Annotated in this window: 28 protein-coding genes and 4 pseudogenes; 5 read left to right on the forward strand and 27 right to left on the reverse strand. The window is 63.0% G+C overall.

The window, feature by feature from the left end; translation table 11 throughout:
* From trbL to NKH38_RS30365, 24 genes and pseudogenes are all read right to left on the reverse strand, one after another.
* Positions 1 to 1362 carry a P-type conjugative transfer protein TrbL gene (trbL, locus tag NKH38_RS30250; RefSeq protein ID WP_023690476.1) on the reverse strand — a complete coding sequence of 454 codons (1362 nt, stop codon included), beginning with the start codon at positions 1360 to 1362 and terminating at the stop codon, positions 1 to 3.
* A 1-nt stretch (position 1363) separates the two neighbouring features.
* Entirely contained in the window at positions 1364 to 1759 is a 396-nt protein-coding gene (gene trbK-alt, locus NKH38_RS30255) for a putative entry exclusion protein TrbK-alt (RefSeq protein WP_352765133.1), read from the reverse strand.
* Between the two features lie 10 nt (positions 1760 to 1769).
* Complete coding sequence (gene trbJ / locus NKH38_RS30260) at positions 1770 to 2528, reverse strand: P-type conjugative transfer protein TrbJ (protein ID WP_023697516.1); 759 nt, start codon at positions 2526 to 2528, stop codon at positions 1770 to 1772.
* Positions 2525 to 4978 (reverse strand): conjugal transfer protein TrbE, encoded by a 2454-nt coding sequence (trbE, locus tag NKH38_RS30265; RefSeq protein ID WP_352765131.1) that lies wholly within the window; start codon positions 4976 to 4978, stop codon positions 2525 to 2527. Before trbE ends, trbJ begins: the two co-directional genes overlap by 4 nt.
* Before the next feature lie 14 nt (positions 4979 to 4992).
* Positions 4993 to 5289: a VirB3 family type IV secretion system protein gene (locus NKH38_RS30270; protein WP_023673515.1), complete on the reverse strand. Its 297-nt coding sequence runs from the start codon at positions 5287 to 5289 to the stop codon at positions 4993 to 4995.
* Positions 5289 to 5621: a TrbC/VirB2 family type IV secretion system protein gene (locus NKH38_RS30275; RefSeq protein WP_023673516.1), complete on the reverse strand. Its 333-nt coding sequence runs from the start codon at positions 5619 to 5621 to the stop codon at positions 5289 to 5291. The genes NKH38_RS30270 and NKH38_RS30275 overlap by 1 nt, the downstream gene beginning before the upstream one ends.
* A complete protein-coding gene (gene trbB / locus NKH38_RS30280) occupies positions 5618 to 6634 on the reverse strand; it encodes a P-type conjugative transfer ATPase TrbB (RefSeq protein ID WP_023697514.1) in 1017 nt (338 codons plus the stop codon). The genes NKH38_RS30275 and trbB overlap by 4 nt, the downstream gene beginning before the upstream one ends.
* A gap of 217 nt (positions 6635 to 6851) precedes the next feature.
* Entirely contained in the window at positions 6852 to 7169 is a 318-nt protein-coding gene (locus NKH38_RS30285; RefSeq protein WP_006338687.1) for a helix-turn-helix domain-containing protein, read from the reverse strand.
* On the reverse strand, positions 7166 to 7513 hold the full coding sequence (locus tag NKH38_RS30290; RefSeq protein ID WP_031203332.1) for a type II toxin-antitoxin system RelE/ParE family toxin: 348 nt from the start codon (positions 7511 to 7513) through the stop codon (positions 7166 to 7168). Before NKH38_RS30290 ends, NKH38_RS30285 begins: the two co-directional genes overlap by 4 nt.
* 356 nt (positions 7514 to 7869) lie before the next feature.
* Positions 7870 to 8325, reverse strand: a complete 456-nt coding sequence (locus NKH38_RS30295; protein WP_023673519.1) for a ribbon-helix-helix domain-containing protein — start codon at positions 8323 to 8325, stop codon at positions 7870 to 7872.
* 7 nt (positions 8326 to 8332) lie between these two features.
* On the reverse strand, positions 8333 to 10318 hold the full coding sequence (locus NKH38_RS30300; RefSeq protein ID WP_352904736.1) for a conjugal transfer protein TraG: 1986 nt from the start codon (positions 10316 to 10318) through the stop codon (positions 8333 to 8335).
* A gap of 27 nt (positions 10319 to 10345) precedes the next feature.
* Entirely contained in the window at positions 10346 to 12085 is a 1740-nt protein-coding gene (locus tag NKH38_RS30305; RefSeq protein ID WP_352765125.1) for a relaxase/mobilization nuclease domain-containing protein, read from the reverse strand.
* 243 nt (positions 12086 to 12328) lie between these two features.
* Positions 12329 to 13102 (reverse strand): lytic transglycosylase domain-containing protein, encoded by a 774-nt coding sequence (locus NKH38_RS30310; protein WP_352765123.1) that lies wholly within the window; start codon positions 13100 to 13102, stop codon positions 12329 to 12331.
* A 3-nt stretch (positions 13103 to 13105) separates the two neighbouring features.
* The gene (locus NKH38_RS30315; RefSeq protein ID WP_352765121.1) at positions 13106 to 13441 is read right to left on the reverse strand and encodes a DUF736 domain-containing protein; all 336 of its coding nucleotides are present in this window, start codon (positions 13439 to 13441) and stop codon (positions 13106 to 13108) included.
* A gap of 69 nt (positions 13442 to 13510) precedes the next feature.
* Positions 13511 to 14056: a S26 family signal peptidase gene (locus NKH38_RS30320; protein WP_352765119.1), complete on the reverse strand. Its 546-nt coding sequence runs from the start codon at positions 14054 to 14056 to the stop codon at positions 13511 to 13513.
* Positions 14053 to 14574, reverse strand: coding sequence for a DUF2840 domain-containing protein (locus tag NKH38_RS30325; protein ID WP_352765117.1), 522 nt, complete (start codon positions 14572 to 14574; stop codon positions 14053 to 14055). The genes NKH38_RS30320 and NKH38_RS30325 overlap by 4 nt, the downstream gene beginning before the upstream one ends.
* Entirely contained in the window at positions 14571 to 14813 is a 243-nt protein-coding gene (locus NKH38_RS30330) for a hypothetical protein (RefSeq protein WP_352765115.1), read from the reverse strand. The genes NKH38_RS30325 and NKH38_RS30330 overlap by 4 nt, the downstream gene beginning before the upstream one ends.
* Positions 14810 to 15970: a replication initiator protein A gene (locus tag NKH38_RS30335; RefSeq protein ID WP_352765113.1), complete on the reverse strand. Its 1161-nt coding sequence runs from the start codon at positions 15968 to 15970 to the stop codon at positions 14810 to 14812. Before NKH38_RS30335 ends, NKH38_RS30330 begins: the two co-directional genes overlap by 4 nt.
* An 18-nt stretch (positions 15971 to 15988) precedes the next feature.
* Complete coding sequence (locus NKH38_RS30340; protein ID WP_352624394.1) at positions 15989 to 16270, reverse strand: helix-turn-helix transcriptional regulator; 282 nt, start codon at positions 16268 to 16270, stop codon at positions 15989 to 15991.
* Positions 16271 to 16410: 140 nt separating this feature from the next.
* Positions 16411 to 16965 carry a DUF2285 domain-containing protein gene (locus NKH38_RS30345; RefSeq protein WP_352904739.1) on the reverse strand — a complete coding sequence of 185 codons (555 nt, stop codon included), beginning with the start codon at positions 16963 to 16965 and terminating at the stop codon, positions 16411 to 16413.
* Positions 16928 to 17176 (reverse strand): transcriptional regulator domain-containing protein, encoded by a 249-nt coding sequence (locus NKH38_RS30350; RefSeq protein WP_084013101.1) that lies wholly within the window; start codon positions 17174 to 17176, stop codon positions 16928 to 16930. The genes NKH38_RS30345 and NKH38_RS30350 overlap by 38 nt, the downstream gene beginning before the upstream one ends.
* 134 nt (positions 17177 to 17310) lie before the next feature.
* Positions 17311 to 17571, reverse strand: a complete 261-nt coding sequence (locus NKH38_RS30355) for a DNA -binding domain-containing protein (protein ID WP_352765109.1) — start codon at positions 17569 to 17571, stop codon at positions 17311 to 17313.
* A 176-nt stretch (positions 17572 to 17747) separates the two neighbouring features.
* Entirely contained in the window at positions 17748 to 18074 is a 327-nt protein-coding gene (locus NKH38_RS30360; protein ID WP_023816712.1) for a DUF736 domain-containing protein, read from the reverse strand.
* 609 nt (positions 18075 to 18683) lie between these two features.
* Positions 18684 to 19123, reverse strand: a pseudogene (locus NKH38_RS30365) (hypothetical protein).
* Between the two features lie 648 nt (positions 19124 to 19771).
* Here NKH38_RS30365 and NKH38_RS30370 point away from each other — a divergent pair.
* The gene (locus NKH38_RS30370; RefSeq protein ID WP_023694917.1) at positions 19772 to 20050 is read left to right on the forward strand and encodes a hypothetical protein; all 279 of its coding nucleotides are present in this window, start codon (positions 19772 to 19774) and stop codon (positions 20048 to 20050) included.
* 53 nt (positions 20051 to 20103) lie between these two features.
* On the opposite strand, the pseudogene NKH38_RS30375 reads toward NKH38_RS30370, so the two are convergent.
* Positions 20104 to 20323, reverse strand: a pseudogene (locus NKH38_RS30375) (DUF768 domain-containing protein).
* Positions 20324 to 21768: 1445 nt separating this feature from the next.
* Between NKH38_RS30375 and NKH38_RS30380 the strand changes: the two are divergent.
* The 3 genes from NKH38_RS30380 (at position 21769) to NKH38_RS30390 (ending at position 22570) form a co-directional block, all read left to right on the forward strand.
* The gene (locus NKH38_RS30380) at positions 21769 to 21975 is read left to right on the forward strand and encodes a CsbD family protein (RefSeq protein ID WP_023690464.1); all 207 of its coding nucleotides are present in this window, start codon (positions 21769 to 21771) and stop codon (positions 21973 to 21975) included.
* 70 nt (positions 21976 to 22045) lie between these two features.
* Positions 22046 to 22225: a hypothetical protein gene (locus NKH38_RS30385; protein WP_023697507.1), complete on the forward strand. Its 180-nt coding sequence runs from the start codon at positions 22046 to 22048 to the stop codon at positions 22223 to 22225.
* A gap of 54 nt (positions 22226 to 22279) precedes the next feature.
* Positions 22280 to 22570 (forward strand): helix-turn-helix domain-containing protein, encoded by a 291-nt coding sequence (locus NKH38_RS30390; RefSeq protein ID WP_031203328.1) that lies wholly within the window; start codon positions 22280 to 22282, stop codon positions 22568 to 22570.
* A gap of 42 nt (positions 22571 to 22612) precedes the next feature.
* On the opposite strand, the gene NKH38_RS30395 is transcribed toward NKH38_RS30390, so the two are convergent.
* Positions 22613 to 23020, reverse strand: coding sequence for a hypothetical protein (locus NKH38_RS30395; RefSeq protein WP_156936055.1), 408 nt, complete (start codon positions 23018 to 23020; stop codon positions 22613 to 22615).
* Between the two features lie 94 nt (positions 23021 to 23114).
* Between NKH38_RS30395 and NKH38_RS30400 the strand changes: the two are divergent.
* Positions 23115 to 24080 (forward strand): annotated as a pseudogene (locus NKH38_RS30400) (IS630 family transposase).
* Between the two features lie 6 nt (positions 24081 to 24086).
* Here NKH38_RS30400 and NKH38_RS30405 read toward each other — a convergent pair.
* Positions 24087 to 24212 (reverse strand): annotated as a pseudogene (locus NKH38_RS30405) (IS481 family transposase); the annotation flags it as partial.

Raw genomic sequence — 24212 nt, forward strand, 5'->3', positions numbered from 1 at the left:
TCAGTCACTTTCAGAGAGGTTGATCGAGGAGCCGCCGCCATGGCTGTCGCCACTGCGAACGGCGTGGGCGGCGGCCTGGACGCCATGGGTCATCTGTTGCGAGCGCTTCATGCGCTTCGCCCAGGCTGGCTGACTTTCGGTTGCGGAGGACGCGACGGGTGCGGAGCCGGCTTCGGGCGCGTTCGCGCCGATTGTGCCAGCCGTGGATGACCCGCCCGTCGTCTCGAAGGCAGCGCGAGCGCCCGACTGGTAGCTGTGCTTCATGCTGCCTGCCGCATTATTGGCCGCACGCTTGAGCGGTGAGATGGCACCTTGGGCGCCGGCTCTGATGACACCGCCGAGCCCGGATGCGACGCCAGAAAAGCCAGACTCTCCGGCCGCGCTGAGGCCGTAGGCTGTGGACGCCCTGCCCGCCATGGCGGCACCGCCACGGGCCGCCGCTGCAGCACCGCCACTGACAGCCGCGCCTCCAGACACGACTGCGCCGCCGGCCGCAGTGCCGACTGCTGCCATGCCTCCGACGGCGAGCCCAGCGCCGACCGCAGCACCCGCGCCGAGTTGCGGGCCGCCGGAGACGAGGCCGTTGGCAATGCCAGGTCCAAATATGCCAAGGCCGAGCAGCGACAACGCGGCCAGCACGATCGCCATGGCATCGTCGATCGACGGCGTGTTGCCGCTGAACCCCGCGGTGAACTCGGAAAAGAGCGTTGAGCCGATGCCGATGATGACGGCGAGCACCAGCACCTTGATGCCGGACGAGATGACGTTGCCAAGCACCCGCTCGGCCATGAAGGCGGATTTGCCGAACAGACCGAAGGGAATGAGCACGAAACCGGCGAGCGTGGTCAGCTTGAATTCGATCAGCGTGACGAAAAGCTGGATTGCCAGGATGAAGAAGGCCAGCAGCACCAGCGCCCAGGCGAAGAACATGCAGGCGATCTGGATGAAGTTCTCGAAGAAGGACCAATAGCCCATCAGGTTCGAGATCGAGTCCAGCAACGGCCGGCCGGCATCGAGCCCGGTCTGCGCCACCTTGCCCGGGCGCATGAGATCGTTGACGGTAAAACCCGTACCCGAGGCCTTCAGGCCAAGCCCGGCGAAGCTTTCAAAGACGATGCGGGCGAGATTGTTCCAGTTGGAGATGAGATAGGCGAAGACGCCGACGAATAGGGTCTTCTTGACGAGGCGCGCCATGATGTCGTCGTCCGCACCCCAGGACCAGAAGAGCGCAGCCAACGTCACGTCGATGACGATCAGGGTTGTGGCGATAAAGCCGACCTCCCCGCCGAGCAGGCCGAAGCCGCTGTCGATGTAGCGCGTGAAGACTTCGAGGAAATGGTCGATGACGCCCATGCCGCCCATGTCAGCGAGCCTCCGGCCGAGGAGGCTCGACCTGCATCGCGGGAGTGGTCACATCCATCCGCGTCCCTCCTTTCCGGTCGGCTGACGCCGGCACATCAGGGAATAACGTTTTCGGGGCAACGGCAGCAGGCGCCGTTGCCGAGTCACCTGGAGCGAGAAACCGGCGCCGGCTCTCTCCCCACGCTTTCAGACAACCGGGATCGCGAGGACCGGCCTCGCCGATCCCGGAACAGCGGCGCAATTCGAACGCGAGCGGGTCTTGTGACGCGGTGGAACGGTCCCGTGTCCCAAGGGCGTCAGGCTCATCGTCCTTGCTGCTCATCTCGATCGCGGTCACTGTCAAAGCGACCGCGATGAACATGACCGCGCCGATGCGAGCGAGGAGCTTGCCTTCCATCGCGCCGACCTCAGTTCTTGCCATAGAACATCTGCGCACTGCCGGGCTGGTAGCCCGAGCCCTGCGTCAGGAAGCGCCGGCGCTGCTCTCGGCCCTGGTCGACGGCGGTGGCCTGTTCGGCCGATTGCAACGCCTGCGCCCGACCGTTCGCGGCGACGACAGCGGTGAGATCGGCGAGCTGCTGCACTTGGAGCGCGAGGAGCTGGTTGCCGGCCTGTGTTGCCTGAAGCGCGCCGGTCGCACCCTGGCTCTGGCCGACCAACGCCGACATCTCACTGCGATTGGTGTCGATGTTGCCGACGACGCCCGCCTGCACACGCATAGCGTCCTGAAGGCCACCAACCGTGTTGCCCCAGCGCGAGCGCGCGTCGGCGACGAGTTGCTGATCCGAAGCCGACAGCGAGACGTTGCCGTATTTCTGCTGGAAAGCCTGATCGATCTGCTGGACGTCATAGGCAACGTTCTGCGCCTGACCGAGCAGTTGCTGCGTACGCTGCACGGACTGCTGGAGTTGTTGCAGAGAGGAGAACGGCAGGCTCGCGAGATTGCGGGCCTGGTTGATGAGCATCTGCGCTTCGTTCTGAAGCGAGGTGATCTGGTTGGTGATCTGTTCGAGCGAGCGCGCTGCCGTCAGGACGTTTTGCGAATAGTTCGAGGGATCGAAAACGATCAAGGCCTGTGCCGGCGTCGCCAGCATCGGCGAGAGCGCGGCAGGAGCGACAAGCAGTGCGGCGGCGAACCGCATGCCAAGGGAACGGCGTTGTTTCATGGGGACTTCTCCTTGTTGGTGAGGGCGGGGCTGGTTAGGGCGGGAACGAGTTCAGCGGCCCAGCCGACGCCACGGTGGGTGAGCCAGGCAGCGAGGAACCCGTCGCGGCCATGCTCGGCGACGATGCTGGCGATCGCGGCCTGGTCGGTCTTCGCGGATACAGCGCAGAGCGCGAGTGCCACATCCGACAGACCGAGCTCGAACAGCCGGTTGCCGCGTCGGGACTGGCAGTAATAGTCGCGCTTTGGCATCGCCCGCGCGATGATCTCGATCTGCCGATCGTTGAGGCCGAATCGACGATAGATCGCCGTGATCTGCGGCTCGATGGCGCGCTCGTTCGGCAGGAGAAGCCGGGTCTGGCAGCTCTCGATGATCGCGGGCGCGATTGCCGAGCCGTCAATGTCGCTGAGCGACTGCGTGGCGAAGATGACGCTGGCGTTCTTCTTGCGCAGCGTCTTTAGCCATTCGCGGAGCTGGCCGGCAAAGCCCTCATCGTCCAGCACAAGCCAGCCTTCGTCGATGATGAGAAGGGTTGGCGAGCCATCGAGCCGGTCCTCGATGCGATGGAAGAGATAGGACAGGACGGCGGGCGCGGCACCTGTTCCGATCAGCCCCTCGGTTTCGAATGCCTGGACCGACGCCGATCCGATATGCTCGTGCTCGGCATCGAGCAGGCGGCCATAGGGACCTCCGACGCAATAGGGACGTAATGCCTGCTTGAGATCGTTTGATTGCAGCAGCACGACCAGGCCGGTGATGGTGCGCTCCTCGACAGGCGCGGACGCCAGAGAACTCAACGCCGTCCAGATATGCTCCTTGATCTCAGGCGTGATCGTCACATTCTCACGCGTCAGGATCGCCACGATCCAGTCGGCGGCCCAGGCGCGCTCGGGGACATGATGAATGCGCGCGAACGGCTGAAGACTGACGCTATCGGACGCTCCATCGCTGAGATCGCCGCCGAGATCATGCCAGTCGCCGCCCATGGCGAGTGCCGCCGCGCGGATCGAGCCGCCGAAATCGAAGGCAAATACCTGTGACCCCGCATAGCGGCGGAACTGCAGCGCCATCAGCGCCAAGAGCACGGACTTGCCCGCGCCTGTCGGGCCGACGATCAGCGTGTGGCCGACGTCGCCGACATGAAGCGAAAGCCGGAACGGGGTCGAGCCTTCGGTCTTGCCGAAAAGCAGAGGGGGCGCTGCAAGATGCTCGTCCCGCACCTCGCCCGCCCACACCGCGGAAAGCGGAATGATGTGGGCGAGATTGAGGGTGGAGATGGGAGGTTGACGGACGTTGGCGTAAACGTGACCCGGCAGGCTGCCGAGCCAGGCGTCGACGGCGTTGATGGTTTCGATAATTGCCGTGAAATCGCGGCCCTGGATGACCTTTTCGACCCGGCGCAGTTTCTCGTCGGCGATGCCAGGATCATCGTCCCAAACAGTCACCGTCGCGGTGACATAAGCCATGCCCGCATAGTCGGCGCCGAGCTCCTGGAGCGCCATGTCGGCATCAGCGGCCTTGTTTGCGGCGTCGGTGTCCACGAGGACGGACGCCTCGTTGGTCATCACCTCCTTGAGGATCGCGGCGACCGATTTGCGCTTGGCGAACCATTGACGCCGGATCTTTGTCAGCAGCCGGGTCGCATCAGTCTTGTCGAGCAGGATCGCGCGTGTCGACCAGCGATACGGGAAGGCCAGCCGGTTCAGCTCGTCGAGCAGACCCGGCGTGGTCGCGGTCGGGAACCCCGTGACCGTGAGAATGCGCAGATGCAACGCGCCAAGCCGCGGCTCAAGCCCGCCGGTCAGCGGCTGGTCGGCCAGCAGGACATCGAGATACATCGGCGTTTCGGGAACGCGGACACGGTGGCGATTGGTCGAGACGCAGCCATGCAGATATGTCAGCGTCTCGGCGTCATCGAGCCAGCGGCACTCCGGCATGAAGGCTTCGACTAGGCGCAGGACGCGGTCGCTGCGGTCAGTGAACCCGGTCAGCACCTCATTGGGGTCGAGGCCCTTCTTCTCCCGCCCTTCGTAGAGCCAGCTTTCCGCGCGGGCGGTGTCTTCGGCGGGCGCAAGATAGGTGAGCGTCAGGAAGTAGCTGGACTCGAAATGCGCGCCGGCCTCCTCGAAGCCCGCCTTGCGCTCCGCATCGACCAGCGTCGAGGCCGCATCCGGAAAGCTGCTGTCGGGATAGCGCGTCGAGGCATGGCGCTGTGCCTCGACGAAGATCGCCCAGCCGGAGCCGAGGCGGCGGAAGGCATTGTTGAGCCGGCCGGCGACGGCGACCAGTTCGGCCGGCACGGCGCTGTCGAGATCGGGACCGCGAAAACGCGCGGTGCGCTGGAAGCTGCCGTCCTTGTTGAGGACGATTCCAGCGCCGACCAATGCCGCCCAGGGCAGGAAGTCGGCGAGCCGGCTGCTGCGGTTGCGATATTCGGCAAGGTTCATCATAGGTGCGACCTCGCTTAGACCGTGAGATGCGCGGGTATGCGCAGGTGCCGGCGAACGACGTCGGCGAAAAGCGGATCGCGCTTGGCCGCCCAGACTGCGGCAACATGGCCGATCGCCCAGATGGCGATGCCGACGAGCCACAGACGCAGCCCCAGCCCCACGGCGCCCGCGAGCGTCCCGTTCATGATCGCAATGGCGCGCGGGGCGCCACCGAGCAGGATCGGCTCCGTCAGCGCGCGGTGTACAAGGACCGTATAGCCGGGCACTGTATAATCCGGCATTGGGCCGCCCTGTTCGACAGCGCCCGCCATCAGACCAGCGCTCCGCCGCCGAACGAGAAGAACGACAGGAAGAAGCTCGACGCCGCGAAAGCGATGGACAGGCCGAACACGATCTGGATGAGCCGGCGGAAGCCGCCAGACGTGTCGCCGAAGGCGAGCGTCAGGCCGGTTACGATGATAATGATCACCGCCATGATCTTGGCGACCGGACCTTCGATCGATTGGAGGATCTGTTGCAGCGGCTGTTCCCACGGCATTGACGAGCCGGAGGCATAAGCGGGCGCGGCCATCACCAGGATGAGCGTGGCACCGGAGACGGTCATGGCGAGACGATGGCGCGCGAGGCGCAGGCGTTGGATCATGGAATTTCTCCTTCAGGGCTTTGGATGAGCAAGGTCGGGCTGTCGTCGCCCTCGAGGACGGCTGGCGCGACCCGGTAATCGCCGTCCGGGCTCAGGCCATCGACACGGGCGAGTTCGGACAGTCGGCGGGCTGAGCCGCGGCCGGAAAGGACGGCAACCAGGTCGATCGTCTCGGCGATCAGCGCGCGTGGAACCGTGACCACGGCTTCCTGGATCAGCTGCTCCATCCTTCGGAGCGCACCTATGGCGCTGCCGGCGTGGATCGTGCCAAGGCCGCCGGGGTGGCCGGTGCCCCAGGCCTTGAGCAGTTCGAGCGCCTCGGCCCCGCGCACCTCTCCGACTGGAATGCGGTCGGGGCGCAGGCGCAGCGATGAGCGAACAAGATCGGAGAGCGACGCGACACCGTCTTTCGTTCGCATCGCCACGAGATTCGGCGCTGCGCATTGCAGTTCCCGCGTATCCTCGATGATCACGACGCGATCGACGGTCTTGGCCACCTCGGCCAACAGCGCGTTGATCAGCGTGGTCTTGCCCGTGGAGGTGCCGCCTGCAATGAGGATGTTCGCGCGGTTGGCAACGCCCTGGCGCAGCGCGTCCACCTGCTGCGCCGACATGATTCCGGTCGCGACATAATCTTCGAGGGTGAAGATGGCGACGGCGGGCTTGCGGATCGCGAAGGCGGGCGCCGCGACGACGGGAGGAAGAAGCCCTTCGAACCGCTCCCCCGTCTCGGGCAGCTCGGCCGAGACACGTGGGGCGCCGGCATGGACTTCGGCACCGACATGATGAGCGACGAGGCGAACGATGCGCTCGCCGTCCGCTGCTGACAAACGCTCTCCTGTGTCGGACAACCCCTCGGACAGGCGGTCGATCCACAAACGTCCATCGGGATTAAGCATCACTTCGACGATGCCGGCGTCGTCGAGATAGCGCGCGATCGCAGGTCCGAGCGCTGTGCGCAGCATGCGTGCGCCGCGCGCCAGACCTTCTGAATTGTGAGGCGAAGCTGCCATCCTGTCCCCGTTTCGATCCGGGGGAACATGGACGGCCCCTGGACGGGGATGATTAAGAGAGCCGCATCTCGAGTGGTTTCAACACCTATATCGAGGCGTAGTGGCGTAGCGTGCAAATACAGGAGATTGGCGGTGCCGACCTGTGATCAAGGCCGGCGATCTTCAGGCAAGGGCGGCGCTCGCCGTCAATTGTGCGCTCGTCGGTAAAGCCGTCAGATCACGCGGCTTCAGCACGAGTTGACCGTCGAGGCTTGTGGCGAACCACCACGTCGACCTTGTAGTCGAGCCGGTCCAGACAGCGAACCAGCCTGTCTATTGAAAACTTACCCGTTCGCCCTGTGGCGATCGCGGAGACGTCGGGCTGTTTCATTCCGAGCAGTTCAGCCGACTTCGCCTGGGTCAGGCGCCGGCGCTTGATAATGGCGCGGATCTCGCGGGCCAGCTTGGCCTTGAGCAATTCCTCTTCGGGATTGTCAAAGCCGAGGTCCGCAAACACGTTGCCGCTGCTCACTTCGGCGGTGATGTCTTCCGTCATGACTTTGTTCCTTTCCCATAGTTTTCACGATAGTGCGCCTCGGCCGCCTTCAATCGTACTGTGACGAGATCGATTTCATGCTTGGGTGTCTCCCTGCCCCTCTTCGACTTCTTCTGGAAGCAATGAAGGACGTAGATCACGCCAGCGAAGCGGACGGTGTAGACGGCGCGGTAGGTATCTCCGTCGAAGTCGTCGACCACCTCGAGGATGCTGCGGCCCCCAAACCCTTTCAGGGCTTTGACAGCCGGGTGCTCCTCACCATTCTGGGCGTCGTTGATTGCGACACCCATCAACCGGCGAACATCGACCGGAAACTCGCGCAGGTCATCCTTCGACGATCCCATCCATACCGTGAGCTTTTGGTTTTTCATTCGCCCTTTGCCTTATAGCATACAGACTATAATTTTCAACGAAAAGATCCTGACACCGCCTAGCCACTGAGATAACTGGTTCGGCTCAGACGGCTGCTTTTTCTAGAAGCTCATAAAGGCGTGGTCCCTCATGCAATCACGGATCTTGAATTGCGGATTTCGCGCCCAACATGGTTCCCGTATCAGCGACCCTGCCCTGCGGCTGTCTAGCTCTTGTCTGCCAAACCCCCCGACAGGTTGGCAACGCGAGTTCCATGACAACATATCGTTACAATACTTTGATATGCTTGACATATCGATGCTTGCAAAATCTCGGTCCGCCAGTCCGTTCAGCGCGCGGGCGTGCCGGGCTGGTGTGTGTCCAGACCGCCATCGATGTCCTCGGAGATCTCCTGCCGAAGCTTTGGACCTCTCGCCAGGCGCCGGCCGAGCGCGGTGACGAAGGCATCATAGCGCTCGCCAGCCTTGGAGTGGGCTGCCTGTGCCGCGGGCTCGGGCAAAGCCGGCGTTGTCGCCAGCCAGAAGCGGACGAAAACAGCGAGCGTCTCCACGGCAATCGCGACATCGCGCTCCTGGCGCGTCATACGGCGGTCCAGCTGGTCAAGCCGCTTGGTGATCGCCGCCTCCTGCCGCTCGGCGGCATCGGGTGAGAGGAACGACTCGATTGCCGCCTCCGCGACGAGCGACCGTGAAAAATCACGGCGCGCCGCATGTTCGGCCAGCCTGCTCATGACCTTCGGATCGAGATAGACGGACAGGCGTTGCTTGCGAGGTGGCTTTACCATGGGAGCCTCACATATCCACGCCGTCGCCGGGGTCGAGCGACGCCTGCCGCGCAACGCCCTGCATCAGGCGCGTCAGTCGACGGTTGCGGGCAACCTCGTCCTCCACGTCATCCAGGTGATCGATCTCGAATTCGTTCTCGGTCGAAGGCTTCACGACCTGCTCGACGCGACTGAGCTCGGGTTGCCGACGACGCTCGGAATCAGTTGTGTCGTCATCCGTGGCCAACGGCGCCGACATGGCTTCAACAATCTGCGGACGAGAAGGCAGAGGCAGGTTCGTCCAGTCGTCCGGCCTCCCCTCCTCCGCCGCCGCCCTCAGCAGCGGCGGCGGCAGGATACGTTCCCGGAAGCGAGCATCCTCATGATAGCGCGCCTTTTTGGCGCGGATCGGCGGAGCACCCGCGACCATGACGATCTCGTCGGTCGCCGGCAGCTGCATGACTTCACCCGGCGTGAGCAGCGGGCGAGCCGTCTCCGAGCGGGAGACCATGAGATGACCGAGCCACGGAGACAGCCGGTGGCCGGCATAGTTCCTCATGGCCCTCATCTCGGTCGCTGTTCCCAGCGCGTCGGACACGCGCTTGGCGGTGCGCTCGTCATTGGTGGCAAAGCTTACCCGGACATGACAGTTGTCGAGGATCGAGTTGTTGGCGCCGTACGCCCTCTCGATCTGGTTGAGGGATTGAGCGATCAGGAAGCTTTTCAGCCCGTAGCCGGCCATGAAGGCGAGCGCCGATTCGAAAAAATCGAGGCGGCCAAGCGCCGGGAACTCGTCGAGCATCAGGAGCAGCCGGTGCCCTTTCGCCCTGACCTGCAGATCTTCAGTCAAGCGGCGGCCGATCTGATTGAGGATCAGGCGAATGAGCGGCTTGGTCCGATTGATGTCGGACGGCGGCACGACGAGGTAGAGTGTCGTCGGATGCTCGTCGTCGATAAGGTCGCTGATGCGCCAGTCGCAGCGGCGCGTGACCTCTGCCACGACAGGATCGCGATAGAGGCCAAGAAATGACATGGCGGTGGACAGCACGCCGGAGCGTTCGTTGTCTGATTTGTTCAAGAGCTCTCGCGCGGCGCTGGCGATGACCGGGTGCGGACCAGCCTGCCCCAGATGCGCGGTTTTCATCATCGCTGACAGCGTCGATTCGATCGGACGCTTCGGATCGGAAAGGAAACCGGCGACGCCGGCGAGTGTCTTGTCCGGCTCGGCGTAGAGGACATGCAAGATCGCGCCGACCAGCAGGGCGTGGCTGGTCTTCTCCCAATGGTTTCGCCTCTCGAGCGAGCCTTCGGGATCGACCAGGATGTCGGCGATGTTTTGAACGTCGCGGACTTCCCATTCGCCGCGACGCACCTCGAGCAGCGGGTTGTAGGATGAGGATTTGGGATTGGTGGGATCGAACAGCAGGACCCGCCCATGCATGGCGCGGAAGCCCGCGGTGAGTTGCCAGTTTTCGCCCTTGATATCGTGAACGACGGCGGAGCTCGGCCAGGTCAGCAGCGACGGGACGACCAGGCCGACACCCTTGCCCGAACGTGTGGGCGCAAAGCACAGCACATGCTCCGGTCCATCGTGGCGCAGATAGGCGCCGTCAAACCGCCCAAGCACCACTCCATGCGAGCCGAGAAGGCCCGTTGCCTTGACCTCCTGCTTGTCGGCCCAGCGGGCGGAGCCGTAGGTCTCGACCTTCTTGGCCTCGCGTGCCCGCCAGACCGACATGCCGATGGCGACGGCGACGCAGGCGAAACCGCCGGAAGCCGCGATAAAGGCTCCCTCCACGAAGATCGACGGCGCGTAGGCATCGAAGCCATACCACCACCAGAAGAAGGACGGCGGAAGGTAAAACGGAAAGCCCAGGACACGGAACCATGGCCTGCCGAGCTCGGGCTGGAATGCCAGGCGCCAGGCCACCCACTCCGTCGCGCCCCAGGTCGTGAACAGTACGATCATCAAGACGGCGAGGATCTGGCCCCAGAGAATTTTGGTGGCGGACATAGAAGCGGTCCTTTCTTCAACATGAGGTTAGAGGCCGAGGCTACGCTTGCGGGCGAAGCTCCAGTCGATGCCGTCGTCATTGCGAGCGACGCCAGAGACGTGGCGGCCAAGATGTTTTTCCAGGGACGGCGTCCAAGGCACCAGTTGGAACCCGAGGCCGTCATCGATCATGGCGAAGCGGCCGGAGGCGAGCGTGAAACGTTGCCGGTAGGAACCGGCCACAAACTCACCACTGCGGGCGCGGTTGAAAGGTTGGCCGGTTTCGGCCGAGAGCTTTTCGCCGAGCGCCTCCAGTTCGCGGCGACGCAGCGTCTCGATCAGGTTGCGCGTGAAGCTTATGCGTTGGCCATGCCGCTCGCCCAGGCCCTGTTGTACGAGGTGATCGGCACGGCGCTCCATTGCCTGCCGTACCTCGGCGCCAAAGCCCCCTTCCGACAGCGCAATCGGTTCGCGGGCAATATTCTGGCGGTCAAGCCAAGTCGCGCCGGCGGCGGTAACCTGCCGCTCAATATCGAGATCGGAACGGACAGCGAGTGCTGCGCGCCCATGCCCCTGCGCGTCATGGAACCTGCGCAGTTCGACGATTGAACCCGGAGCGCTGTCGCCCGCAGCCTCGAGATCGGACAGCTTGATGTGATGTGTGCGACCGTCGGTGCCATCGACCACCGCGTAGGCGCTGCCCTTCAGCTCGTCATCGAGGCCGCGGTCGACCAGCCGACCGACGACCGGCGTGTCGAGGCGCTCCGCCGCCAGCACATAGTTCGCCGCGCCGCGCTCGATGCCCTGTTCTGTCAAGGCGCGGTGCATCCGCTTGATGATATCGCCGCGTTCGCCAAGCTCGCGCAGCGTCGCCTCGGCCTTTTCGTCGATCATCCATTGGCCTGGGCCGACCTGTTCGGCAAGGCCAAGGGTTTCGAGCTTGCGCACCCGCCCGACCTTCAGCACGTGATATTCATCGGGCTGAGCGTTCGCAGGGGACGCAAGATTGACAACGCCGGTGTCGCGGCCATCGCGAACAAGCTGCCGATCAAGCTGGGTCCAGCGTTCGGCTTCGACCTGACGCTGCAGATTGCGGCGGATGTCGAGATCGGTGCGCGGGCCGAGCTCCTGGGTAACGAGGTCCGCGGCGCGGGCGCGCATCCCCTCCTTGATGTAATCGCGGGAGATCACAAGATCCTGCCCGTCATCAGTCTGGCCGCGCAGGATGATGTGAAGGTGCGGATTGTCGGTGTTCCAGTGATCGACGCCCGCCCAATCCAGTTTTGTGCCGAGGTCCTTTTCCATCTGCCCCATCAGATCGCGGGCGAAGGACTTGAGGTCCGCCATGTCGATGGCATCTTCGGGCGAGACGATGAAGCGGAAGTGGTGGCGATCATCGCTGCACCGCGCGGCAAAAGCACCGCCATCCACCTCGCCGCCTTCCGGCCCGAACAGCCTTGCCTTCTCCCCGTCACGGGTGACGCCCTCGCGGCGAAGATAGGTGAGATGGGCGGCAAGCGGCGCTGCCCGCGCGTGATGACGCACCAGCCGCGTCTTGATGATGACGGCTCGCGAGCGGCCGGTGAGGAGACGATTGGCGCGCACGCTCGCCGTGCGGCCACGCCCGAAGTTCGAGCGATTGCCCGGACTGATCCGGCCAGAGCGAGAGATACGGGCGCCGGCCTTCTGGGCGGCGGCAAGCGCCTGCGCGATGAAGGGCCTGGCCCGCTGGGCGCCCGATGAGCGGATGCGGCCGGGCCGGATTCGGAAACCATCCTCACCGTTCATGGCGAAGATCCGCACATCGTGTCAAGACACGAAAATCACGGGGAAAACGGTGTTCCGGCGAGGTGCGCGATACCTTCGCACCTCGCGGAAATGCCACATAACCTCTTGAAACAACACGACCGACCGACGCCGCACCTCGCGGCCTTTTATCTCGCCATCTTCCGGTTGTTCTGCCCACCATTCGCGTCCATCCACCCCACGGTGCGCTAGAGCTTGCGGTTGCGCGAAGACGCCCAGGCGCGCTCATGGCTGGATCCCTTCGCCCGCTCGCGCCACGAAGAGGCCTTCGGACAGCGGCACGATGGCGGAGACATCGCGCACGGTGGGTGCGGAGCTCGCGTCATTTGGTTGTCGCTCGCCCGGCACGAGAGCGACAGCCTGTATGCGATCCGGCTGACCGACGAAGAGTGAGCCGCGCTTCCAGGGAATCGCCTCGACAGAGGTGACGGCGAAAGGGCGCATACCCTCGCTTTCACCGATCAGAGGGGCAAGTGCTGCGACATAGGCGCGGGTCTCGGCTGGTAACGGACGCCCAGTGAGGTAGGCTTGGTAGCGTGCAGGTCCCGCGTTGTAGGCGGCCAGAAACCCGGGCGAGCCGAAGCGATCGTGCAGTTCGCGCAGATACGCCGTTCCTGCCAGGATGTTGTCCCGGGCATCGAACGGATCGCGGCCAAGCGACCAGCGGGCGCGCAGATCATCCCATGTGCCGGGCATGATCTGCATCAAGCCGCGGGCACCCGCGCTGGAGACGGCGCGCACATCACCCGCACTCTCGTTGCGCATGACGGCGCGTATCAACGCGGTCGGAACGCCGAAGCGGTGCGAGGCTTCTGCGATATGCGCGCCGAACGGATCGCGTTGGGACGACCGTGTGAGAGGTGTTTCCTGCGCCAAGGTCTCCACCGGCATGGCGGTCGCGACGGACAGGCCGTAAAGGAGGAGCATAACCATGCGCCGGGCAGCACGAAACGGCCCGGGCGCACCGTGATGGCTCGTCGACGGACGGCGAGCGCGCATCGTTCAATCCTTCTCGCTGCGGTCGCGCGGTCGCACCCAGTGCAGCGACCAGGAAGTCTTGTCCTCGCCATTGCGAAAGAGGTTCGCGCGTATCGGCTGCGCGAAGGTCGGGTCGTCGAGCTGGATCGAGACACAGTCGCCGGCCTTTTCGCTGGAGCGTTTCCAGCCGGCGCCGATCTCGGGGCCGTCCTCGCTTCCGGAGTGAACGCGGTAGTCAGGCGCATTCTCCGTTTCGCTCGCCTCTGCCGCCACAATGGCGATATCCAGGTTGAGGCTGAGCGTGTGGATGTGCCCGCTATAGCCAGTCTTCTGGCGCGTGAACTCTCCGATCTGTTGCATGTCAGGCTCCTGTTTTCAGTGGTGCGGTGATGAAGGCTGGTGGCACGACGCGCGCCGCCGGTCGCGCGCTCACCGCATTGGCGCGCGCCATTCGAAGCGGCCGTTGCCGCCCTCGTCCGTCCACAGTGGGACGGCGCGGCCGATGATCTGGCTGGTGGCGAGGAGGCCAAAGTAGCGTCCATCGAGACTGTCGCGGACCTGCCAGTTCATCAGGAAGACTTCGCCGCTCGCGATGCGGCGGCAGCCCTGCCAGACCGGCAGGTCACGGCCGGCCCGATCACGCTCGAGCGCCGCGCCCGCCTCGATACCGTCGACCGTGATGGTGAGGTTCGAGCGACAGACTCGTTGCCCGGAAACGCCAAGGATGCGCTTCAAGAGTGGCACGCCCCTCGGCAGATAGCCGCGATTGGCGAGGAACGCCGCGAGTGGCTCGGGGGCGTCGACGGCGACAAGATCGGTGACCTCGAACGGTCCGTGAAAGTCGATCGTATAGAAGCCGATCGGTGCGCTGGCTGACGCATTCCAGATGAGCTTCGTGGGCATCGAAGTGAGGCCGGGATAGCCGACGCCCATGGTTGCGACAACGCTGGCGAGGATGATCCCGGCGCGCGTCACGGCTCGGTCCTCTTGCGCAGCAGGAAGGCGCGATGTTGGTCGAGTGTGTAGCTGCGCGGCTCGTGGCCTGCGGTTATCCGGTTGTGGATGTGCCGCCAATGATCGGGCGACACCAACTCAGGCTCGATGTCGAGGCGCTGGATGGCGTCGATCGCCTGCAGCACGCGTTCGACCTTGGGCCAGCTCTCGACCTTCAGAAGGATGTCGCCGCCAGGCCGCACGAAGGGCAGTGTCTGATAGGCTTCGCCACGTGATACCGCACGCACGATATCGATGCGTGAGATGATCGTTCCGAAGTCGTTCGCGGCCCATCGCACGAAGGCGAAGACCGCGCCAGGACGATAGGACAGGATGCGCCGGCGACGATCGACGATCTGTTCGTGGGCGTGCGTGCCGAACCGTATCCAGTTCTCGATCCTCTTCTCGACCCAGGTCAGTTCGACATGGACGAGTTCGTCGCGAGCGTGGTGCATGGCCGGGAACGCGTCGCGCATGCGGGGAGCCGCGGTGCCAGTCATTTCGGCTCTCCTGATGCGGTGGGAAATGCGCGCGCGAGCCTCGCGGGCAGCGTGTTGGCGACGAGGACGTCGTGCTCGAAAGCGGCGATGCGTGCGCGCTCCTGAGTCGTCATGTCGGTGGTCGGGCGCACGACGAAGGTCGCGAACTGACTTCCCTTGCAGGTCAATTCACCGGCGAGAAGCAGCGTCAAAGTTGCCTTGCCGACATGGCTCTTTTGATTGCGGAGTGCGGCGATCATCGGGTGGCTTTCGAGCGCGGATCAAGAGGCGGATTCGGGGCGTCAGAGACGCTGGTTGCCGTGTTGCGACCGCCAGAAACCGTCGACGTTTTGGGGGTGTTGTTGGTGGTTACGCTGAGTGCGTGGCTGGCTCGCCGGACGAGCCTCTGCACATCGCGCGCGCGCTCTTCAGAGTTAGAGTCTGGGTTAGAGTCTAAGTTAAGGGCGGGATTTCGGCTTTGGTTTCCTAGGGTTAGGCCCCGTTTGGGTTCCTGATAGCACGAGCCTGCGGTTCCCGATGGCACGATAGGTCCGGTTCCCGATAGCACGAGGCCGTCCACAGGCCTTCCACAGGAGCCGATCCGCTCGAAGGCAAGCAGAACCCGGCCGCCAATCTCCACTTCCAGCGCAAGGGTGTAGCCGGGCAGCGGCTGGCGGCGGATGATGTCGCGCAGCTCGAAGGCAAAGCGCTTGTAGGGCGACAGGCTGCCGGATTTCTGGTGAAGGTGACGGAAGTCGAAGCGCCAGCCGTCGCGCTGGCGTCCGCCATGCTTGCGCACCAGCCGATAGAGCCAGCGCTCAAGCCCGCCAGTCAGGTCGAAATAGGCCCGATTGATCGTCAGCACGAGCGCGTCATCGAGGACCGCCCGGTAGAACCAGTCGGGGACGATCAACTCGATCCCCGCGGGCTTGCCATGGCGGTCGATGCGCTCCTGCCACTCATTGATCCAAGAGAAGCGGTGACGCCGGCCGTCGGCGGGCTGACGAATTGTCGTCGAGACGGTGGTCGACTGAAGTCGATCAAGCCCCGCCTTCAGGCGCTGATAGTCGCGCAGGCTCTTGCCGCGGCCGACGAAGGTAAGGATCTCATAGGGCGTTGCGGCCATAAGGCGCGAGGTGCGAAGCCCGCTGTCACGCGCCTCGACGATCTGGCTCGCGGCCCAGATCAGGATGTCGGCGTCCCAGATGGTCGCCATGCCATGATCGGGTACGGCCTCGACCCGGATCGTGACGTCGCCGGCGGCAAAATCGATCGGGGTGATGCGATGGGTCTTGGAAAGGGAGAAGAACGGATAGGCCATGAGATCCTGCGCGTCTCGTGGGGCGAAGTCGCCAGGCAGCGCCCGGAAAAGGTCGAGCTGCCCGCGGTCCGAAAGGGATTGGTTTCGCGCCACCATCTGGAAATCCGCGCGCGGTCAGCGTGCGTATCGTCCGCCATGCACCGGCGGCGTCGGTGTGTGACGCTTGGCGGGCAGGACCGACCCACGCGGATCGGATGTAGAGGTGACGGCGCCGCGTTCGGCCCAGGCCTGAAGGTCGTCGACGGCATAGACGACGCGGCCGCCGAGCTTTCGGTAGGAAGGACCAGTGCCATAGGTCCGGTGCTTTTCGAGCGTGCGGGCGGACAGGCTGAGGAAATCCGCAGCTTCCTTGGTGCGCAGGAAGCGCGGCGGCAAAACGGCGATATCGGGTCGCATGGGTCGAACCTCCGTGGGGTTTCGGGCAACCGCTGGCGTTCAGCGGTGGACGGAGACCACGGTGGCGGAGAGTAAGCTTCGTCAGGGATGGGGAAATTGAGGGGGGCTAAAACTCCACCCCTTTGCGCGGCCAGACCCCGCTAGGATCGGCGGCGATGACGCAGGATTTGCAAATAGCCGCCGCCGATCATGGCGGTGGCGCCTTCGACGAGACCGATCACCGCATCGCGCAGCGCGGAGGTCTTCCAGGGATCAGCGGCGACGCGCTCAGACCCGTAAAGGGCGACGCCAATGTCGCGGTAGCTCGCGCCGTTGGCACGGGCATCTGCGGCCTGCATCATCAGACGAAACCGGCGGCGCTGCTGTGGGGTCATACGGGTGTCCGAAGGTGTGGGGCGCCCCTGCAAGGAGCGCCAGAAACGGGTGAGTGCTTCGATCCGTCCCAACGTTTCTGCATCCAATGGGATCAGCGCCGCCAGGTGGCTGTGCGGGTCACTGCCGGGCAGAAGGAGAAGTTGGGTCGCGACACCTGCACTGTGGACAGTGTGACGTCCTTCCGGGCTGTCGCGGAGCACGCCCAGGCCGGTCAACGGCGCCGATCGCAAGGAAGACAGGAATTCCGGCGCCGGCACGAGAGAAACCACAGCTGGATCGACGTCAGGCGACCACAGAACGTCTTGCGCCAAGGCGGACAAATCCGGCGTGGCCGGGAAATCGCAACCCCCACTGCCGCTGTGCCTCAGGGTGGAAGGGTGCTTTTTCGGATCTTGTGGTAAGGAGCGCTTGGTAGTGCCGTTGATAGGGTTGGTGACGCCGCAGACACTCCCAGGCGAGCCCTTCGATAGGTAATGTATCAAAATAATCATAGCTGGCATTGTCTCGCCAATGCGACGTATCCGGCCTCATCCAAGAGCTCCTCGCAAACAACGCGTAGACCCCGCCTCCAAACGATTCCGGGTTGTAGCGATTGGCGGAAGACCCTTGCCGGGCATCGGGTGATGCCACTTCGGCATCACCCGCGAACCACAGGCGCTGTGGTGCTAGTTGCCGGGTCGACGCAAGAGATGACGGTAGCCTGCACGCGCCATCCAGCGCGCTCGCGCCAGATGGCTGTCGTGGATGCGCCGGGCGCGTTGTGGCTCCTTCGTCAGATCAATGCCGAAGAGGATTTCGACCACCTCGCGCCAGTCCGCGCCGTCGTCGGCGGCGTCAAGCAGGCGCACATAGAGCTTGACGTGTTCCCGATCGTATTCGGTGAGTTCGTCACTGGTCGGCGCGGTTTCGTCAAATGGATCGATCATCGCTTGCCTCGTCTTCCCAGAGTGAAAGCCTGCATTTTACAGAACAATTCTGCCAACGGAGGCCGGTTGATCAGCATCAGGCGATGCGGCTTCGGCATCGCTCTCGGCTTGAGTGAACCGAACCGGACCGTCCGCGGAAGAGGCCCCGGCCTTCCGGCCGGGGCCTGCGCGGGTCCTCAGTCGCTCCGCCGCGCGTTCGGGCGGGACCAGATGAGCGAGAAACCCTCACCTTCCTCGTCGTCGAAGAGATTGGCGTAGATCGGGGCGTTGAAGCTCGGATCGTCGAGCTTGAGGCCCAGGTAGTCGCGGCCCTCGTTGGAGGTCTTCGACCATGCGGCGCCGATCTCGGCGCGGCCGACCAGCACTCGGTGGCTGGGAGCGTTCTCGCCAGTGGCGCGTGTGTCTGGGACGATGCGCACGTTCTTGGCCTGGACGCTGAGGGTGACGATTTCACCGGTGAATTCGTTCGAGGCGGACTTCTTGAAGGTGCCGATGGTAGCCATTGTAAGTCTCCGTTTTCTGTTCCGAGCCCGCACCATGCGGCCTCGATGGCGATCGGTTGGCCGGAGGCGACCGACGACGCATCGCTTGCGACCGGAGCAAAGCGGAGGACGGCGCAAGAACGACTTTCTTGTCTCGCGAGGAATGGCGGCGCTCGGGGTCCCCAGGCGCTTGCCGCATGGGGTGGGCGCCGGCAGGGGAAGAAAGTCGAGACGCGCCGTTGCGGCTAGGCGGTCGAGGCTTCAGCCGTCCTTCGGCCAGATCAGCCCATTGAAGAGGCCGTTTGGAGCGCTCTTGGTACAGATTGCCAACGGAGACGTTGGCATGCAACGCGCCTCCTGCACTTCGCTACAGGCTTCACCGCATCGCCCTCGCATTCCAGGCACAGATTCCGCGCACCTGCAACGCCGCCGCGACCGCCCGCTGCCGTCCTGCTACCGACTGGTCGGTCTGCCATGGGCATCGACTGAAGAAAGTCCAAGGCCATAGACGGGGCCGCGCCGGCACGTGGCCGTTGCTCGATCCTGGCATGGAACCCGATTGCTCCAACCACCGATAATGAGGAGGCTAGGCCTTCGTCGGTCTGGTCCACCTGCGCCGCCCGCGGGGGTCTAGGCTCGAACCACGTCCCTGCCGGATTGGTCGGCTGACGTCATGCCCGCGACCCGCAGATATGCCGTGACGCCGACGGCGGTCGCGCCAATGACGGAGAAGACGACCTGCCAGGTTTCCGAAGGCATCATGTGCTTCGCGATGCCATGGGTGGCATGGTAGCGGCAACCATCGCAGGCGCGACGAAGACAAGCGTGATCGCCAGCTTCGCCCACATGGAGCTGATAACGCCGAGGAGGATTTGGCCGACGCCGAGCGTCAACCCGGCTGCCAGGATGCCGACGAGGATCGCGCCAAGCCAGCCGGCGCCGGTGTTGAATGCCCACGTACCTGCGCTGACCCCTGCGAACAACGGAAGGGCGAAGATAGCAAGCGTGAAGAGCAACCAGCACAGGATGCCGATGGCCGCGATACAAACGAACATGCCGAGGATGATCATGGTGGTGTCTCCGAGAATAGCTCTGGCGATTGCGCCTTCCACCACCACCGCAACGCCGCGCAGAGCATAGCAACGAAAAGCACCGGCGAGATGCCAAAGCTCTGTTTCGCCAGCGGCAATGTTAGCCCCGTCCTGGGGCGAACGGTCGATTTCGCCGATGATGGCGGTGTCGTCGCCGTCATACTCGTTCGCCGGCACGACCGAGAGAGTGCCGTCGCCGGCACGAAAGATGACGATGGCGACCATGAGGGTGGCGGCGAGGCTGAAGGCGAAGGCATGCGCGTCGGCGAGGGACATCGATCCGGCTCCTGTTTGAAGCGGAGGACCCTCCCCCGCTGACAGGCGCCCGATGTGTTCGGCGGATGGCCGCAATCACCGCGAAGGCGAAGCCGGAGCGGCGGCACGCTTCGCGTAGTCCGACCCCTTGCGGGTTGATGGCGTCAGGCCGTCGGCTGGACCAAGGATCAGCGCAATGGATCGCGGGGGTGGGGTCATCTTCAAGTCAGGAGCAGCGGCGTCGTTAGCGCGACGCTTATGTTCCATGAGAGTCTGAGCAAGCCGCCGCGCGATGTGGCGGGCGTCGAGCGATAAACCGGACGGCCATGAACGCGCTGGGTCCCGTTGGAAGCCGCCACGCTGAAAATGAGGATGAAGCTGGGCGATGACGCTGTGCAGTTGCGGTGGCAGGCCCAATCCAGCTCTCTCGGCGTAACGAGCGGCCTTGCCGAGATCGTGCCCGATATGGCGGCGATTCCAGCGATCGTCGGTCGCTGTTCTGAGAAGATGCGACTTCAGGAGCAATTCAATGGCGATGGCGATGGCGTGAAGGGCCGCATTGCGCCTGCCCAGATCCGCCGCCCGGTCAGCGCCATCGAGGCACACTGCGGCATTGCGCAAGAAGGTGTCGGCCAGCGCGATGTCCGGTGAAGCTATCGGGAAAGGATAAGAGCGACGGCTTGAAGAATGCCGTGCCTCCCCTGCTAATTTATAGGGGGGGTAAGTTCCGAAGGCGCATCGACCAGCGTCCGATATAGGCTGTCAACTTCTTCGTCGATCTCTTCGCGCCTGATCCCGAGCGCCTTAGCGTCGGCGTACAATTTGTGTGTGTACTCACTTATCGAAACCGTGTCGGCCTTCGCCGTTTCGGGGAGATTGTTGCCGATCCCAGCGATCGAGGAAATTGATACCGCGTGTACTCATGGAGCCTTAAGCTCCATTAAGCGCTTAGGTTCCGGCTGTTCGGTGGCGAGGTCATAGACTAGGCTGTTCGCAGCCGCCGAAGTAGCTTTTGACCTTCAATCAGGCCGCACGTCGGCCCAATCACTATGAATTGGCTTCGCACCAAAAATCCATGTGTGAGATGTAAGGCAAGAACCCCCATCGGAGTCCGTGAGTTCGACCTGGAGGATGATACCACCCCCGAACAGGCGTCATCGATCATACAGAAAGATGACGCACGACAGTCGCCAGTGATCGGGACCGACGAGACCGCGAAACAGATAGTCGCTCTGCTTCAGCGCGTCTCTCGCTGATTTCGTCAAGTTGCTCGCTTCGGGGGAGCTTCCAATCCTAGACGAGAAGACTGATCGCCAGCGAAAGCGACGGCATCTGCTTCATATTCGAATGCTCGGGAATACGTTTCACCGTTCCTCCCTATGATGCGAACAACCCACTCGCCCAACGAATGGCGGATCTCTAAGAAGAGGGAAGACGAAGGCGGCGGCCGGTACGTGACGCTGTGCAATGCCCTCGGGAGGCCTGTCCCGCCAAAATCGGCACCATCGGAGGAATGAACTTCACGCATGCACTGACTCCCGAGACCGCGAGTCAATTAGCGCGTGCTTAATTAGTTCCAGAACGTTTTAACGAATCGTTGACCGCGCTGTCCCATTATAGGACGGCGCGGTCAAACCCCAACCTTGGCTGCGCAGGCGGCTTCGGCATTGAGTTCCACCCCGAACTGTCGGAGCCGCCACCCACATTTCACAATTTACCAGCAATGGTTGAATCAACCGTTACTGCACGTGCTTTCAATGGCGCTTCCCTGATCGTTAGACTTTGACGGAACAAACAGGGGATTCACAGGTTCGGCGTTCGAGACTCGACCGATGGAAGCGATCTTCGATGACATCGCCAACGCCCTCAGAGCGCCCCGCCAAGACGTGTGGCGCCCTGTCCGGCGCCTTCGCCATCGATATGGTCGGCGAACTCAACTCCCCACGTACGCCGCGTCCTGGCTGCGTCAAGGAAGCTCTTGGAACAGATGGCCGAACGCGAAGACCCCCCGCCGCCAAGTTGAGGCGGCTTCTATGGAAATCCGCTCATCTGACGCCAGAGCAGCGCTGGCAGGTCCATCAACCGGCTACCCTCAGAAGCAGTGCGACACCGACTCCATAAGGGATGAACACAGCCGCCAACGCGACCCAGATGCCCGGATCGGCGAGCACGTGCATTTCCTTGCGAAGCTGTTCCAGACCAACGGCAAAAGGCCGGCTGTGTTCCCAAACCGGAAAAGGCCGGCGCACACATGCGGTCGACGGGCATTAGGTTCCATTGCTAGATCACAAGCAAGCGCGCTTACCTGCAGCGGAACCTGACAGCCATACGACCGTTATTCGAAAGGACAACGAAAGGAGATCGCCATCATGGACTGGAATCGCGTCGAAGGAAATTGGAAGCAATTCAAAGGTAAGGTCAAGGAGCAGTGGGGCAAGCTCACTGATGATGATCTCGACCGCATAGCCGGCAACCGCGATCAGCTCGAAGGTACGATCCAGGAACGCTACGGCATTGAGAAGGATCGCGTGCGGCGAGACGTCGACGACTGGTATGGTCGACAAGACTCGTATTAGGACGGTGCGCCGTTCGGATCGACCTTGTCGGCTTCCAGCCGCGTTGATCTCCACAATGGAGATTGTAGAAATGTCCATCCACAAAGAAGACTATCGAACGAACAAGGCTGACTACCTGATAGCGAAAAGGCCAGATCTGGTTGAGAAGACCAAGCCGAAAAAGAAGACGTTGCGGCGTGACGATCAGCGTTCCGCAAAGTTATTGGAAAACCCCGCCGCGTTACCCGAGAGGCCGGCATCACGCCGTTAGAAATCGCAGAAGGTCAAGAGGAACATTTAAGCGATATTGAATGTTCGACTGTTTATGGACAGCCGAACCGTACTCTCAGCAGATCAATCCAGAGCAGCACGAGCCCTACTGAACTGGTCGCGTGTGCGACTTGCCGCAAAGGCAGATCTTAGCGAAATGGCCATCAGCGATCTTGAGAACGGATTCAGGAAATCGCGTCCCCACAACATCGCGGCGATCCGCAAAGCGTTTGAAGACGCCGGAATCGTCTTCACCGTCGAAGGCACTCCATCGCTCGCCCGCTCAGAAGGTGGCAGCGGCCTCGCCACCGACAATAGACAGTGGCGCCGGCGGCAGAGAAAATAATAAGGGCGAAAAGCCTACTCAGGAGCGTCTTAGGCTCGGAACTCATACCGGAAGGCTCGCAATGCGGAGCGCTGATTTACGGCTTTGAAGATTGCCGATCTCGTCGACCAAGGTCAGGCCGCTCAATCTGCGATCGAACTCTATGGGCTTGAAGCGCCGACCGCCGTGGCGCACTGCGCTTTGGAGGCACATTTCGACGGCCGACCAAATGACTTCCGCTTTTGGTGCGATGTCTTTCACCAACTGAGAAGACCAAACTGACGGAACTTTTGCCGCGGAATCGTGTTCGTTCGAGCATGACCAGAATAGCAGCCCTTGGCCCACGCATCCCCGGCAAACCACATTCGCCGGCAGACGGACAAGACCGTTTCGACCTTTGGCCCGATATGCGGCCAGCAGGTTGACCGCCGCGACTTCCGTCAAGTGATGTGGCACGAGCAACCAGATCACGAGCCGCTTGAATGGACGCTTAGAGCAGTTCAGATTTTGACTGAATCTGCGGGATTCCCGTGAGAGTGGTTTTGTGATTCAAGATGCTGGCTGGATCGGAGGCCAGCATCAGATGACGGCTCCCCTTTCGAACGATCTACGTGAGCGTGTTGTTGGCGCGATCGAGGCTGGCGAGAGCTGCCGCTCGGTGGCGGCTCGTTTTGGCGTGGCGGTTTCGTCGGCGGTGAAGTGGTCGCAGCGCTATCGGGCGAATGGGTCTGTGGCACCGGGTAAGATGGGCGGCCACCGCAAGCGTGTTCTGGAGCCGCACCGGGCGTTCATCGTGGAACGGATCAACCAGACGTCGCATCTGTCGCTGCATGGCTGAAGGACGAACTTGCGGCGCGCGGTGTGAAGGTCTCGCACGACACGGTATGGCATTTCCTGCGGCGCGAAGGATTGCGGTTCAAAAAAAACGCTATTCGCCCTTGAGCAAGCTCGCGCCGATGTTGCCCGCCGACGACAACGCTGGCGTTCCTGGCAGGCGGGTCTCGATCCGGAACGGCTGGTGTTCATCGACGAAACCTGGATCAAGACCAACATGGCACCGCTGCGCGGCTGGGGACCATGCGGCAAACGCCTGCGCGGCTTTGCTCCGCACGGCCACTGGCGCACGCTGACCTTCCTCGGCGCCCTGCGGCTCGACCGTCTTGCTGCCCCTTGCGTCTTCGATGGACCGATCAACGGCGAGAGCTTCCGGGCCTATGTCGAGCAGCAGCTCGTGCCAGTGCTCCAGCCCGGCGACATCGTCGTCATGGATAATCTTGGCTCCCACAAGTCGGCCGCCATCCGGCAGATGATCCGCGCCGCAGGCGCCAGGCTTTGGTATCTGCCGCCATACTCGCCCGACCTCAACCCAATCGAGCAAGCCTTCGCCAAGATCAAACACTGGATGCGAGCCGCCCAGAAGCGAACCATCGACGACACCTGGCGACACATCGGCCACCTCGTATCAACCATCCAACCCAATGAATGCAGAAACTACTTCGCAAACGCTGGATACGCTTCTGTCAAAATCTGAAACGCTCTAGGTGTTTAGTCCCAAGGTTTGATGGGTTGGATCGAGCCTGAATCGTTCGGGCTCTTTTGTCCAGATTTTGCAGATGTATTCAAAGGGCGTGAGGCCCTTGAGGGTCTTCAGTCGACGGCCGAA

The organism is Mesorhizobium sp. M1078, assembly GCF_040318615.1.
Classification (GTDB): Bacteria; Pseudomonadota; Alphaproteobacteria; order Rhizobiales; family Rhizobiaceae; genus Mesorhizobium.